This is a genomic window from Lysinibacillus sp. FSL W8-0992 (genome assembly GCF_038008685.1).
Classification (GTDB): domain Bacteria; phylum Bacillota; class Bacilli; order Bacillales_A; family Planococcaceae; genus Lysinibacillus.
Genome location: NZ_JBBOZQ010000001.1, coordinates 2,429,767 through 2,444,436, shown reverse-complemented (window position 1 = coordinate 2,444,436; position 14,670 = coordinate 2,429,767). Strand labels below are relative to the sequence as shown.

16 protein-coding genes are annotated in these 14,670 nt (G+C 39.2%); all 16 read right to left on the bottom strand.

Features of this window, described 5'->3' with window-relative positions; all coding sequences use genetic code 11:
- Positions 1–2 precede the first annotated feature (2 nt).
- The 16 genes from NSQ74_RS12190 to dnaK all read right to left on the bottom strand — a co-directional run bounded on the left by NSQ74_RS12190 (position 3) and on the right by dnaK (position 14,623).
- On the bottom strand, positions 3–959 hold the full coding sequence (locus NSQ74_RS12190; RefSeq protein WP_172772085.1) for a PhoH family protein: 957 nt from the start codon (positions 957–959) through the stop codon (positions 3–5).
- Positions 960–961: 2 nt separating this feature from the next.
- Entirely contained in the window at positions 962–2,074 is a 1,113-nt protein-coding gene (locus tag NSQ74_RS12185) for a sporulation protein YqfD (RefSeq protein WP_340823623.1), read from the bottom strand.
- Entirely contained in the window at positions 2,064–2,324 is a 261-nt protein-coding gene (locus NSQ74_RS12180) for a hypothetical protein (protein ID WP_340823622.1), read from the bottom strand. The genes NSQ74_RS12185 and NSQ74_RS12180 overlap by 11 nt, the downstream gene beginning before the upstream one ends.
- Positions 2,325–2,379: 55 nt before the next feature.
- A complete protein-coding gene (locus tag NSQ74_RS12175; protein ID WP_340823621.1) occupies positions 2,380–2,880 on the bottom strand; it encodes a hypothetical protein in 501 nt (166 codons plus the stop codon).
- A 27-nt stretch (positions 2,881–2,907) separates the two neighbouring features.
- Positions 2,908–3,912, bottom strand: a complete 1,005-nt coding sequence (gene floA / locus NSQ74_RS12170; protein WP_340823620.1) for a flotillin-like protein FloA — start codon at positions 3,910–3,912, stop codon at positions 2,908–2,910.
- A 4-nt stretch (positions 3,913–3,916) separates the two neighbouring features.
- The gene (locus NSQ74_RS12165; RefSeq protein WP_340823618.1) at positions 3,917–5,245 is read right to left on the bottom strand and encodes an NfeD family protein; all 1,329 of its coding nucleotides are present in this window, start codon (positions 5,243–5,245) and stop codon (positions 3,917–3,919) included.
- Between the two features lie 337 nt (positions 5,246–5,582).
- Positions 5,583–5,756 carry a 30S ribosomal protein S21 gene (gene rpsU, locus NSQ74_RS12160; protein WP_004227078.1) on the bottom strand — a complete coding sequence of 58 codons (174 nt, stop codon included), beginning with the start codon at positions 5,754–5,756 and terminating at the stop codon, positions 5,583–5,585.
- Between the two features lie 380 nt (positions 5,757–6,136).
- The gene (locus NSQ74_RS12155; RefSeq protein WP_340823617.1) at positions 6,137–6,706 is read right to left on the bottom strand and encodes a manganese catalase family protein; all 570 of its coding nucleotides are present in this window, start codon (positions 6,704–6,706) and stop codon (positions 6,137–6,139) included.
- A gap of 27 nt (positions 6,707–6,733) precedes the next feature.
- Entirely contained in the window at positions 6,734–6,997 is a 264-nt protein-coding gene (locus tag NSQ74_RS12150; protein WP_340823615.1) for a spore coat protein CotJB, read from the bottom strand.
- Positions 6,990–7,217: a spore coat associated protein CotJA gene (locus NSQ74_RS12145; protein WP_340823613.1), complete on the bottom strand. Its 228-nt coding sequence runs from the start codon at positions 7,215–7,217 to the stop codon at positions 6,990–6,992. Before NSQ74_RS12145 ends, NSQ74_RS12150 begins: the two co-directional genes overlap by 8 nt.
- 208 nt (positions 7,218–7,425) lie before the next feature.
- Positions 7,426–8,097, bottom strand: coding sequence for a deoxyribose-phosphate aldolase (deoC, locus tag NSQ74_RS12140; protein ID WP_340823612.1), 672 nt, complete (start codon positions 8,095–8,097; stop codon positions 7,426–7,428).
- 195 nt (positions 8,098–8,292) lie between these two features.
- Positions 8,293–9,627, bottom strand: coding sequence for a tRNA (N(6)-L-threonylcarbamoyladenosine(37)-C(2))-methylthiotransferase MtaB (gene mtaB / locus NSQ74_RS12135; protein WP_340823610.1), 1,335 nt, complete (start codon positions 9,625–9,627; stop codon positions 8,293–8,295).
- 15 nt (positions 9,628–9,642) lie between these two features.
- The gene (locus NSQ74_RS12130; protein WP_340823609.1) at positions 9,643–10,380 is read right to left on the bottom strand and encodes a 16S rRNA (uracil(1498)-N(3))-methyltransferase; all 738 of its coding nucleotides are present in this window, start codon (positions 10,378–10,380) and stop codon (positions 9,643–9,645) included.
- Between the two features lie 77 nt (positions 10,381–10,457).
- Positions 10,458–11,399, bottom strand: a complete 942-nt coding sequence (gene prmA / locus NSQ74_RS12125; protein ID WP_340823608.1) for a 50S ribosomal protein L11 methyltransferase — start codon at positions 11,397–11,399, stop codon at positions 10,458–10,460.
- Between the two features lie 21 nt (positions 11,400–11,420).
- On the bottom strand, positions 11,421–12,539 hold the full coding sequence (gene dnaJ, locus NSQ74_RS12120; protein ID WP_340823607.1) for a molecular chaperone DnaJ: 1,119 nt from the start codon (positions 12,537–12,539) through the stop codon (positions 11,421–11,423).
- 242 nt (positions 12,540–12,781) lie between these two features.
- On the bottom strand, positions 12,782–14,623 hold the full coding sequence (gene dnaK, locus NSQ74_RS12115; protein ID WP_340823606.1) for a molecular chaperone DnaK: 1,842 nt from the start codon (positions 14,621–14,623) through the stop codon (positions 12,782–12,784).
- Between the last annotated feature and the right edge of the window lie 47 nt (positions 14,624–14,670).

Here is a 14,670-nt window from a genome sequence, read left to right as displayed (position 1 = left end):
TTTTAAAGCTGTTGATCCTCATAAGCTTTAATGATTTTTGCTACGACTGGATGGCGGACTACATCGCCTTGTTCCAGAATTTGGAAATGTATTGAATTGACATATTTTAATGTGCGTTCAGCAACTATTAATCCAGATTCTGTATTTTTCGGAAGGTCAATTTGCGTTTTATCTCCCGTAATAACCATTTTTGAACCAAAGCCTAGACGTGTTAAAAACATTTTCATTTGCATATGTGTTGTATTTTGTGCCTCATCTAAAATGACAAAGGCATCATCTAATGTACGTCCACGCATATAGGCTAAAGGCGCGATTTCAATCGTTCCTCGCTCAATTAGACGTTGTGTTTGTTCCGTGCCATAAATATCGTTTAACGCATCGTAGAGCGGTCGTAAATATGGATCAACCTTTTCCTTTAAATCACCTGGAAGGAAGCCTAGAGACTCTCCTGCCTCCACTGCAGGACGTGTTAAAATAATACGCTTTACATGCCCATTTTTAAGTGCTTGCGTAGCCATTACTACCGCTAAATACGTTTTTCCTGTACCGGCTGGACCAATACCAAAAACAACGTCTTTGTGACGAATCGCTTGTATGTATTCTCGTTGACCTATTGTTTTTGCACGTATCGGTTTCCCTTTTGTCGTGCGTGCAATTTCTTCATCATAAAGTTCTGCAAAATATTCAATTGTTCCTTTTTGTGTCATTTCAATTGCCGTTGCTACATCACGTTGATCAATATTAATTCCTTTGCGAATAACTTTTAATAATGCGTGTAGAAGATATGTTGCCTGTTCTTTTGCCTCTTCTTCACCTGTAAGCTGGATTTGCTCACCGCGTGTAATGATATGGACATGAAGAGCCTCTTCAATTAATTTCATATTAGCATCGGAAATACCTAGCAGCATCACCGCTTCATTTGGATTATCCACTTGTAATACAGTTAAATGTTCTGACATAATCATTCTCCTTGTGGCCCTTGTATTGGACTTGCAATGTTTTCGTTGACTAAAAATAGAACTTTCCCTTCAACTGTACCATTCCCCCACTTCGCCTGTAAAAGGTTTTCTTTTTTAATAACTGTTTTTGCAGGGAGTGATTGAAGCATTTTTTCATGTAGTAGTGGCATTAACAAAGTATCTATTTTTGATTCGTCTAATTTAATTTCCACCGTTTTTGTTTGCTGTTCTTCCACTATCGAAACATAAGGATCTAGCCAATTTGGTAAGTCTTTCTTTTGTACATAATCAACCGCTTCTTTATGAATACCCTTTACTACTACTCGCCACTGCTTTTGTTGCATAGATTCAATTGTTAGCTTTGTTGGAATTTTAAATGTGCATTCAAGCCAGTAGTCCGCAAAAACCTCTCCTTTTGCCCCAACAAAGACATGATCGTCACCACTGTCAATTACACCACTTACGAGGACGTCACCTTCATAAGCTGTATCATTGACAGAAATTTTCCGTTCACCATGTTGAATGTTAAAGTTTGTGATGACACCGCTTTTAGTAGCAATTAAATGTGTTGCAAGTTTTTCGGTTGTCAATTCTTTAGTTTTTGGAGATTCCTGTGGTCTTAGCGTAATACGACCACCGTGTTTTTCGATATGCACCCACGCTAGATCGCGATGTTTTTCTAACAGACTCTGCCGAATTACAGCATCAGAAGGTAATACTTTTTTAGTCATCGGTGTTTCTAACTGAAAAGTTTCTTGAAACGTTTTCTCGATTTGTTGCTGTAACTCTGGTGTAGCCGCTTCAATATCAACGCGCCAAATTACTTGCGCACAAAGCAATGGTATTAAAACCATGACAAACAGTCCGAGTAGTGTCCAAAGTTGTGCCCGAAAAACTTGAAGCTCATCTGCATAATGAACAGTCATTTTTAGCCGATACCGACTACGTATACGGCGAATTTTTGGCAAATAACCCATATTCGTTTCAAATGTAACTTCTTGATCTCGAAAGACAACACGCTTTAAAGGTACTTGTTGCGCATGTAATGCTTGAATAAAAGGATGAACATTTTCATGGCGCTTTATACGTATTATAATTGGTCGATTATTCCACATTCTTGCTCACACCCATATCTTTAGTCATTTTTACATGTAATTCTTGTAAATCCTCTATTGAAAGATGGAGCATTTCTTCCTTTATTGCATTTATTGCAACCGATTTTCCACGCACGATAATATGATAATCAGCATAAATAAACGAGCACGATGTAGCGTCAGCATGTAAAAAGCGATAAGGGCCTATAATTTTTAATGTTTCATACTGTGTTAATTCAAGTAGTGGCGTTAATTGAAATAATTTTTTCATAAAAAAATGCCTCCTTCTTCGGCAATATATGCGCCAAAAAAGGAGGACATGCTAGTTATTTTCGTTTTGCTTTTGGTGGGCCTAAAATTTCGGCCATCACCACTGCTTGCACCAATGCTTTTTGAGAATTCGGTAGCTGAAATCCATTATTTGTGGTTGCAACTGAGATGTCTTTTTTCCCAGCAGCCATACGCCCAAGACTAGGACGATCGGTTTTACGACTCGATTGCTCAGTTGGAATAAGCGGTGGGGCAACATAGCTAGGCACATGTTCCTTCACTTTTTCTCGCACTGGTTCCAGACGTTTTACTGTGTCGTCTTCTGTCGTAAATTCCGCTTTTAGTTCCCCTATAAAACCACGGGCAAAGTCTTCAAAGCTTTGCTTTTTAGCAGTTGGACGACGATGCTTTGGCTCATCTACTTCCATTTGAGTGGAAGGTTGCGATGGAGCAGTTTTATTGAAAGGGGGCATTGGTTTTTGTTCTTTTTTATTTTTAGATTTTCCGAAAAGAGAGCTGACTATGGCAATAATTGCAATTATAATAAGTTGTTCCATTTGTTAGCACTCGCTCCTTTCCGTTATTTATACTTTCGGTTCATTTGGGTCTGATTTATCTGTACTTACTTTTGAAATGGAGTCACGCATAGCCGTATCTGCTTGTATATTACGGTAATTCATATAGTCCATAATACCAAGGTTACCAGAACGTAAAGCTTCTGCCATCGCTTGTGGTACTTCTGCTTCTGCTTCTACTACTTTCGCCTTCATTTCTTGAACGCGGGCAATCATTTCTTGCTCATTTGCTACAGCCATTGCACGACGTTCTTCCGCTTTCGCTTGGGCAATATTTTTATCTGCTTGCGCTTGTTCAATTTGTAATTCTGCACCGATATTTTTACCGATATCCACATCCGCAATGTCAATGGATAAGATTTCGAATGCTGTACCAGAGTCTAAGCCTTTAGATAATACAGTTTGAGAAATCATATCTGGATTTTCAAGGACTGTTGTATGGCTTGATGCACTACCGATTGTCGAAACGATACCTTCACCTACACGGGCAATAACTGTTTCCTCACCTGCACCACCGACTAAACGTTCGATGTTTGCACGAACAGTTATACGTGCCTTCGCTTTTACTTCAATCCCGTTCATTGCAACACCTGCAATAAATGGTGTTTCAATTACTTTTGGGTTAACAGACATTTGTACCGCTTCTAATACATCACGCCCTGCAAGGTCAATTGCAGCACAACGTTCAAACGTTAGTTCAATATTAGCACGGTGAGCAGCAATCAGCGCATTTACGACACGGTCTACATTACCACCTGCTAAATAGTGACTTTCTAATTGGTTAATCGTCACTGGTAAGCCTGCTTTATGTGCTTTGATTAACGGATTGACGATACGTGATGGAATTACACGACGTAAGCGCATCCCGATTAATGTGAAAATACTAACGCGGACACCTGCAGCAAGTGCGGAAATCCACAACGCCACTGGTACAAAAGTAAAGAATACAGCGACGACAATAAATAATAGGACTAGCCCGACTATTGGACCAATTAAAGCTAAATCAAATCCCATGTTGTTATTCCTCCATCTCTTTTTCTGTTTGTCTCACGACAATGCGTGAGCCTTCTACTTTAATTACTTCTACATTCTTACCTACATCAACGTAGCCACCTTCTGACACAACGTCAATTCGTTCACTCACAAATCGAATTGTGCCAGCTGGGCGAAGTGGTGTTAGCGTTATTCCCACTTTCCCTAACAACTCAGTGCGATTAACGTTAGACACATAGCCCTCTTCCGTTGTAGTAGCATCCATTAGCACTAACTTGTTTAAAACATGCATTTTTTTACCGAAAAATTTCATCAGGATCACCATTCCTATTATGGCTACTACAAGCGCAATAAAAATCGCCATGACCATTTGCATCATGTTTGCACCTGCCAGCAGCAAGCTAAGTAATATAAGCACGCCACCTAAAATACCAACAATGCCTCCGGGGACAAAAAATTCTGCAATGACTAAAGCTAAACCTGCAATGAAAATTAACAATGTTTCATAGCCTGCAAAGCCTGCCACCATATGACCGAAGAAAAATAATCCCAGGGCTGATAACCCCATTATACCTGGAACACCGAAGCCAGGCGAATACAACTCCAACACTAGCCCTAAACTTGCAACAGACAATAAAATCGGCACGATAAGTGGATTCGTAATAAAACGAGCAATTTTTTCTGCAAAGGTTGGCTCAATTGGTACAATATCACTGCCCTTTAAACCTGTCTTTTCCAAAAGTTCTTGAAAATTAGCAACCGTACCTTCAGAATATTTTACCTTTTCAGCCTCTGAAGCAGATAACGTTAATAGATTATTGCCTCCAGCTCGAAATTCTGGCAAATCAATTGTCGAATCTGCCATTGCTAATGCATATTTCGGGTCACGATCAGATGTTTCGGCAGCAGCCTGCATTTGAGCTAGCCACGCGCTATGAGCTTTATTATCTGCTGCATTGCCAGCAGAATCGATTACTGCTGCTGCCCCAATTGTTCCATTAGGGACCATATAAATTTCATCTGCATGTAAGGCTAAAAAAGCACCGGCTGAATGGGCATCTTTGTTAATAAAAGCAATAGTGCGTATCGTAGTGGCATCCATAAGCATGGCGATATCACTTGCTGCATTGACAAAACCGCCGGGCGTATGTATATCCAGTACAATCGCTTCTGCATAGTTTTCTTCTGCCTCTTTAAAAGCTCGTTCTAAAAATGCGTGTAGTCCACGTTCAACTTCATCGTGAATCGGTACGTGGTAAACCTTGCTACTTGCGAATGCTGTAGTCAATGGAAACGCTACCATAACAGTCATCCAAATGACGATGATATAGCTAAGGATTCTCCTTTTCCGCATCTTTTTCCCTCCCTTCTAACATGCTTCTCTACTCTATATACGACTGACCTTGTAAAAAGTTTCACAAAATAGAGTTTATTTTTATTATACAGTATGATGTTTGTTTTTTCCCTTCAGTCGATTATCAAAGTTATTGTTTTTCTTTGTAAATAAAAAAAGCCGAATGAAATCTATAGTGATTTCATTCGGCTTTTTCGAATATGTACCGCAAAAAGAGCATCATGCAAAATACCTGGAATTAATCGCAATTGCAACTAATTCCAGGTATATCATTGTCTGCTCAGTGAATCATACAATTGCGTGTTTTGAACGTAGGGATTTTTAATGGGAAATTAAATTACCACTTACGTTTACGTGCAGCTTCTGATTTCTTTTTACGTTTAACGCTAGGTTTTTCGTAGAACTCGCGCTTTCTAACTTCTTGAATTGTACCACTTTTTGATACAGTACGTTTGAAGCGGCGAAGAGCATCTTCAAGCGATTCGTTTTTGCGAACGACAGTTTTTGACATCTCTCTTTCCCTCCCTCCGAACACACGTCAATACACAATACAATTAGGCTAATAACCAACTGTTGTGTACTAAAAAATTATACCGTATTGTCTTAAAACGGTCAATAGAAAGTATTCGAAATCACGAAGAGAATTTTTTAAATCCATTTTAACCGTATTTTAATCGGTTCTTCAGATAACAATAAGAATAGTTATTGTGTATGAAGAATAGAGCTGGCGCAGAATAATCTACCGTAAACGGAGATTTTGTACCTAAAATTTTTTTGTAATTTCGTTAGAGAGAGGGACATATTGATATCTCACCGTCATCACAAAAACTTTCATACAGTTTGAACAAAAAAAGGTCAAACTTCGATAACGATTAATAAGCAGTATATTGGTTAAAATATCTTCTTTGTATTGCCATCCTCTATTAAAATTTCTACAGCCTCTCTAAAACGTTGTGAATGAATAATTTCTCGTTCTCTCAAAAAAATCAAACTATCATTTAAATCTGGGTCATCCGATAAGTCAATAATCCATTGGTATGTGGCACGTGCTTTTTCTTCCGCCGCAATATCCTCGTATAAATCAGCAATTGGATCCCCTTTTGCCTGTATATAGGATGCAGTAAATGGTACACCCGATGCATTTTGATAAAACAGCGCTTTATCATGGTTAACATAGTGATCAGCAAGTCCTGCTTCTTTAATTTGCTGAGGGGTTGCATCTTTCGTTAGCTTATAAATCATTGTTGCAATCATTTCGAGATGAGAAAACTCTTCCGTTGCTATATCCGTTAACAGGCCAACTACTTTATCTGGTATTGTATAACGTTGGTTCATATAGCGAAGTGCTGCAGCGAGCTCTCCATCAGCACCACCATATTGCTCTACTAAATACTTTGCTAGCATTGGGTTACAAGTACTAACTTTTACTGGATATTGGAGCTTTTTTTCATAATACCACAAACATCCTTCCCCCTACTCCAAATGTATTTATACTTGCCAGGGCCATGGCGTATCGATCCAATTAAACGGATAATTTGAATAGCTTCTTCCAAAATTCATAAGCGGGCCAAATTTTTGTTCAAAATCTATTTTTAATCGCATACTTTTTTCGGTATTCTCATTAAATTGTGTAATTGCAGCATAATCATGTGGATGAGTATCTAAATAAAGATTTAATTCAACTATAACAAAATCAATAGCTTGAATTTCCTCGAGAAGCTGATAAAATTCTGGTGGCATTTGTTTACTCACCTTTCACCCCACCTCTCTCTGGATTTGGATAGGGACTAAAAAAATCGGGCCATAGTGTACCAAACTTTAACGCTTCCCTCGCTGTCTGAAATTGTGGTAGACCAGGTGGTTGAAAGCCTATATACAATTGTGGAGGTGTTGCAAAACTTTTGACCTCTATCGGTTTACAAGGATCAAAAGGACTGATAAAAGGTCGCCAATACTTATATTGCGTAAACATTAAATCCTCCCTTCCTAAAGGCAATTCCATCATTCGAGTATATGAGGTCGGAAAAATAATTATTCTGATGAAAAAATTAGCATAACGGCGTTTACTATGTAGTTGTTTTTTACACACGATTTAATAGTTGTAAACAAAAAAATAGCATACTAGAAATTATCCAGTACACTATTTTTCCTATTGAGCAATATTAAGTTATTCGAGGGAATTAGTAATTAGAGTCTGCAATTAAGCCCTTCATAATGGCTACGCCCGAGCTTGCACCAATGCGAGTGGCACCTGCTTCAACCATTTTTTGCATATCTTCCAAGCTACGAACACCACCAGAAGCTTTTACACCTAGCTCTGGTCCAACTGTTTTGCGCATTAAAGCGATGTCCTCTGCTGTAGCTCCACCAGTAGAGAAACCAGTTGACGTTTTCACGTAATCTGCGCCAGCTGCTACTGAAAGTTCACATGCTTTTACTTTTTCTTCCTCAGTTAGTAGGCAAGCTTCAATAATTACTTTAACAATTGCACTACCTTTTGCCGCTTCTACTACTGCTGAAATATCCGCTTGTACTTGTTCGAAGTTTTGATCTTTTAAAGCGCCAATATTGATGACCATATCCACTTCTTGTGCACCATTCGCAATCGCATCTTTTGCCTCAAATGTTTTTACTGCTGGTGTATTAGCGCCTAATGGGAAGCCAATAACCGTACAAACTAACACGTCTGAGTTTTGTAATAGCTCGCTGCAATATTTCACCCAAGTTGGGTTTACGCAAACAGATGCAAAACCAAATTCTTTGGCCTCTGCACATAACTTTTCAATTTGTTCTTTTGTAGCCTCAGCCTTTAATAATGTGTGATCAATCATACTTGCATAATTTGTTTTCATTTAACAAGCGCTCCTTCTAACATAAGTTGTCCGTACCTCTCTGGAATAATAACATGTTTTTACGTTTCCGTCTAATTTCTTAAGTCATTACCCAATGGTTTTTAACTTGTCATAATTTTTATCATGCCCGTTCAGGTTAATATTATCAATAAAAAAGGATTGTCCATCAACAACAGATAGACAATCCTTTAGCAATTATTTTACAGTTTCAAGTAAGCGTACGAACTGTCCTTTAGAATGAGGGTAGCCTGCTTGTGTAATTTTTACCTTTACAAGTTGGCCAATAAGGTTTTCTGGGCCTTCAAAAACTACTTTTAAGTAGTTGTCTGTATAACCCGTTAATAAGCCTTCTTCCTCACTACCATCGTGAACAAATTCTTCTGGAATTACTTCTAACACTTCATTTTCAAAACGAGAAGCATATTCCTTAGCAAGTTGGTCATTTAAAGCGATTAGGCGGTGAACGCGCTCATTTTTAATGTCCTCATCGATTTGGTCTTCCATTCGAGCTGCTGGTGTACCTGTACGAGGAGAGAATGGGAACACATGTAATTCTGAAAATTTATGGTCACGAATAAAGTTATATGTTTCCATAAATTCTTCCTCAGTCTCACCTGGGAAACCAACGATAACGTCAGAAGTAACAGCTAAGTTCGGCAATGCTTCATGTAATTTTGTTAAGCGTTCTCCGAAAAATTCCATCGTGTATTTACGGCGCATACGTTTTAATACGGTATCCGAACCTGATTGAATCGGAATGTGTAGATGATTAACAACAATGTTTGACTCGCGTAAAACATCTATCACCTCATCTGTCAATTGGCTAGCTTCAATAGAAGAAATACGTAAACGTTTTAAACCTTTTACATTCGCCTCTAAATCACGCAACAACTGGGCAAGGTTATAATCTTTTAAGTCTTGTCCATAGCCACCAGTATGAATACCCGTTAGGACTATTTCAAGGTAACCAGCATCAACTAATTGTTGCGCTTGGTTTAGTACTTCCTGTGGATCACGCGAGCGCATTAAACCACGCGCCCAAGGAATAATACAAAACGTACAGAAGTTATTACAGCCTTCTTGGATTTTTAATGATGCGCGTGTTCTGTCTGTAAATGCCGGCACATCTAATTCTTCATATACACGGTTTTTCATAATGTTACGTACAGCATTAATTGGTTGACGCTCGTTACGATATTGCTCGATATAGCCAAGTAATTTTGTACGATCCTGTGTTCCTACAACAATATCAACACCAGGAATCGCCATAATTTCAGCTGGCGACGTTTGAGCATAACAGCCTGTAACACAAATAACAGCATCTGGATTTTGACGCACAGCTCGACGAATAACTTGTCGCGATTTTTTATCGCCCGTATTTGTTACTGTACATGTATTAATAACATAAACGTCCGCTTGATGATCAAATTCCGTACGGTCATACCCGTCTTCTTTAAACAGTTGCCAAATAGCCTCTGTTTCATAGTGATTTACTTTACAGCCAAGTGTGTGAAAAGCCACTTTTGACAAGGCTAAACACCTCTTTCATTCAAATTCATATGATATTGCAGATAGCGCATAAAGTGGCGCTGTTTCTGCACGTAAAATTCTTGGACCAAGAGACATCGTTTGCGCGCCAGCTTGCTTCAGTGTATCTGCTTCTTTACGCGCAATTCCACCTTCTGGACCGAAGATAATAAGGATTGATTTCGACTCCTTATCATACACGTTTTTTAGCTTATCCGCAAACCTTGTGCGTTTTTCTGCCTTTGCATCCTCTTCATCTGCAATAAATACAGCGTCAAAATCACCCATACGCGATACAAGCTGAGAAAATTTTATTGGTTCATATATTTCTGGAATGTGTGTACGATGTGATTGCTCCGCTGCCTCTTTTGCAATTTTTTGCAAGCGCTCCTGCTTTTTCGCACCTTTTTTAACATCCCATTTTACAATGGATCGCTCCGCTTCAAATGGTAATAAGGCGTACATGCCAAGCTCTGTTGCTTTTTGTGTAATGAGTTCTAGTTTATCACCTTTAGGCAGCCCACAAGCAACTGTTACACGAATAGGGAGCTCTGGAGATGAAATTGTTCGTCCAGTCGCTTTCACAATGACATCATCATCTTCAAATGCAGCAATTGTACAAATATAAGCAGTATCTTGTGCCACGACGATGATTTCCGCACCTTCTTTCATACGCATAACACGCATAATATGGCGCGCATCTTCACCTGAAATGCGGGCTGAATCAATAGTTGTGTCGATGAAATAACGTTGCATAGCTCACACTCCTTTCTTATAAAGAAAACGCCAAACCGTAAGCACTCGGCTCACGATTTGGCGCTTCCATGGTCAATTTATTGTGGTCGACGAGCGATAATCGCTACCCAATCTTCCATTAATAATACTTCTTCTATAACAAAACCTGAAGCTTCAAGTGCTGCTTTCACATCATCTCGTTTCGCCCCAATGATGCCTGAAGTGACATATAATCCACCTGGTTTGACAATTGTAAATGCATCGTCAGTAAAGGACATAATTATCTCTGCTAAAATGTTCGCGACTACAACATCAGCTGGCTCTTTCACAGTATCTAATAGGTTACCATGGAAAACTTCAACTTTATCGCTTACTTTATTTAACGCAACATTTTCTTTGGCAGAACGTACAGCTACTTCATCCAAATCAAGCGCATGCACACTTTTTGCACCGAGCATTGCTGCACCAATTGAAAGAACCCCAGAGCCTGTGCCAATGTCGACAACCGTGTCGCCTTCTTTCACGACTTTCTCGAGACCTTGTAAGCACATAACCGTAGTTGGGTGTGTTCCTGTACCAAATGCCATACCAGGATCTAACTCAATGATTAATTCATCCGTTGAAACTGGTGTATAGTCTTCCCATGTCGGTACAATTGTAAAACGTTCCGAAATTTTAACAGGGTGATAGTATTGCTTCCACGCTGTCGCCCAATCTTCCTCGTTCACTTCTACAATCGAAACAACATTTTCTCCGATATCAATGTTGAAATTCGTTAAATTCGTAATCGCCGCCTTGATTTCTTCGACTGTTTCATTTAAAAAGCTAGACTCTGATAAGTAAGCTTTAACGATAACACCCTCTTTTGGGAAATCTTCTTCATTTAGCGCGTAAATTTCACCATACTGATCTTCACGTGGCTTCGCAAATTCAGCTGAATCCTCAATAACAACACCACTAGCCCCTGCTTCATGCAAAATATTTGAAATTGCTTCCACCGCTTCATTTTTTGTATGAATGGATAATTCTGACCACTTCACGTAGCTCTTCAGCTCCTCTAATTATTCACCTTGGAATTTTTTCTTGATTTTATCAAATAGTGAGCTTCCTTGTTCTTCTGGAATATCGCCACTAATTTCTGCAAATTCACGTAGTAATTGTTTTTGTTTTTCTGTTAGCTTTTCTGGCGTAATAACCCTAACTGTTACATATTGGTTACCCGTTCCATAACCATGCACATTTTTTACGCCTTTATCTTTCAAGCGGAATTGTGCACCTGATTGTGTACCCGCTGGAATACGTAATTTCACTTTACCATGTACAGTCGGTACTTCAATTTCATCGCCTAATGCTGCTTGAGGGAATGTTAATTTTAATTCGTAGTAAATATCATCGCCATCGCGCTCGAATTCATTGTGCCCTTGAACGCGGAACATGATGTATAAGTCACCTGCTGGACCACCGTTAATACCAGGTTCACCTTGACCTGTTACACGAATTTGTTGACCATCATCCACACCTGCTGGAATTGATACTTTAATTTTTTTACGTTTTTGAACTTTACCTTCACCGCGACAAGTTGAACATTTTTCTTTAATAATTTTACCTGTTCCGTGACATGTCGTACAAGTACGACGATTCATCATGCGGCCAAATGGTGTATCGACAGCCTGATTAATTTGTCCTGCACCTTTACATGTCGAACATGTCTCAGGAGATGTTCCTGGTTTAGCACCCGAGCCATGGCATGTATCACATGTTTCGTCTTTAGGAATTTCAATTTCTGTTTCTTTCCCGAAAATTGCTTCCTCAAATTTAATATTCATGCGGTATTGCAGATCGTCACCTTTACGTGGTGCATTTGGGTCTTGTCGGCGTCCACCACCGCCAAAGAATGAACTGAAAATATCCTCGAAGCCGCCAAAGCCACCGCCTCCAAAGCCACCACCAAAGCCTGCATTTGGATCTTCATGTCCAAATTGGTCGTAGCGGGCTTTTTTCTGATCGTCACTTAATACTTCATAAGCTTCAGCAATTTCTTTGAATTTTTCATCCGCACCTGGCTCTTTATTTAGATCAGGATGGTATTGTTTTGATAATTTACGGTATGCCTTTTTAATGTCATCTTTAGAAGCCGATTTCGTTAAACCAAGCACCTCGTAATAATCGCGTTTCTCCATGATTCACACTCCGCTCTTTTTGCATAAAATCTATTGTAACATGCAGTCTAAAAAACTGCCTCTATTTTCGCCATAATTTTCACTTTTCTATCAATGCATCTATGCCCTATTGTCGAATTGACATGTCGATGACACTTCGAGTTCATCTACTAGAACATCAGGAAACAATTATATAGAAAGAGAAAAGCCAAAGCCGCAAGCGGTCTTTGGCTTCTTCACTTTACTGTGCTGTTGAAAATTTCTTATTTGTCGTCTTTTACTTCTTCGAAGTCAGCGTCTACGATACCGTCGTCTTTTTTATCTGCTCCAGCATCAGGACCTGCTTCGCCACCTTGAGCCGCTTGTGCTGCAGCTGCAGCTTGTTCGTATACTTTCATTACTAGAGGCTGTAATACGCCTTCTAATTTTTCTTTCGCTGATTTAATACCTTCTAATTCGCCAGCTTCAAGCGCTTTTTTAAGCTCATCACGAGCATCCTCTACAGATTTCTTCTCATCTTCTGTAATTTGCTCACCTAAGTCAGCGATTGTTTTATCAACTTGGAATACTAATTGATCAGCTTCGTTGCGAACATCAGCTTCTTCTTTACGTTTTGCATCCGCTTCTGCATTCGCTTCAGCGTCTTTTACCATGCGTTCAATTTCATCGTCTGATAAACCAGAATCAGATTGAATAACAATTGTTTGTTCTTTATTTGTACCTAAATCTTTCGCTTTAACCGAAACGATACCATTTTTGTCGATATCAAATGTTACTTCGATTTGTGGAATACCACGTGGTGCTGGTGGGATATCCGCTAATTGGAAGCGACCTAATGTTTTATTATCCGCTGCCATAGAACGTTCACCTTGCAATACGTGAATATCTACTGCTGGTTGGTTATCAGCCGCAGTTGAGAATACTTGTGATTTAGATGTTGGAATTGTTGTGTTACGATCGATTAATTTTGTGAACACGCCACCCATTGTTTCAATACCTAAAGAAAGAGGTGTTACGTCAAGAAGTACTACGTCTTTCACATCACCAGTTAATACGCCACCTTGAACTGCAGCACCCATCGCTACTACTTCGTCAGGGTTAACGCCACGGTGAGGCTCTTTACCAGTTTCTTTACGTACAGCTTCTTGTACTGCTGGAATACGAGTAGATCCACCAACTAAAATAACTTGGTCAATTTCTGAAGTTGATAGGCCTGCATCAGATAATGCTTGACGTACTGGACCTACTGTACGGTTTACTAATGGTAATGTAATTTCATCGAATTTCGCACGAGTTAAAGAGATTTCTAAGTGTAATGGACCTGCTTCACCAGCTGTAATGAATGGTAAAGAAATTTGTGTAGAAGTTACACCTGATAAATCTTTTTTCGCTTTTTCAGCAGCATCTTTCAGACGTTGCATAGCCATTTTATCTTTAGAAAGGTCAATGCCGTTTTCTTTTTTGAATTCAGCTACTAAATATTCAATAACTGCGTCATCGAAATCGTCACCACCAAGTTTGTTATCACCAGCAGTCGCTAATACTTCGAATACACCGTCACCTAATTCAAGGATCGATACGTCGAATGTACCACCACCAAGGTCAAATACTAATACTTTTTGGTCTACATCTTGTTTGTCTAAACCATAAGCAAGTGCAGCAGCTGTTGGTTCATTGATAATACGCTCTACTTCAAGACCAGCGATTTTACCAGCGTCTTTTGTCGCTTGACGTTGCGCATCGTTAAAGTAAGCAGGCACAGTAATTACTGCTTTTGTTACTTTTTCACCTAAGTAATCTTCTGCATAGCCTTTTAAGTATTGAAGAATCATTGCTGAAACTTCTTGTGGTGTGTATTCTTTATCTTCCACTTTCACTTTTTCTGCTGTACCCATTTTTGATTTGATTGAAATAATTGTGTTTGGATTCGTTACTGATTGGCGTTTTGCTACTTCACCAACTTGTTTTTCACCATTTTTGAATGCTACTACAGATGGAGTAGTGCGGTTTCCTTCTGGATTTGGGATAACTTTTGGTTCTCCGCCTTCAAGTACAGATACACAAGAGTTTGTTGTTCCTAAGTCAATACCGATAATTTTGCTCATAGTAAAATTTCCTCCTATTATTAAAACGCAAAGCTGCGTTAATTAAC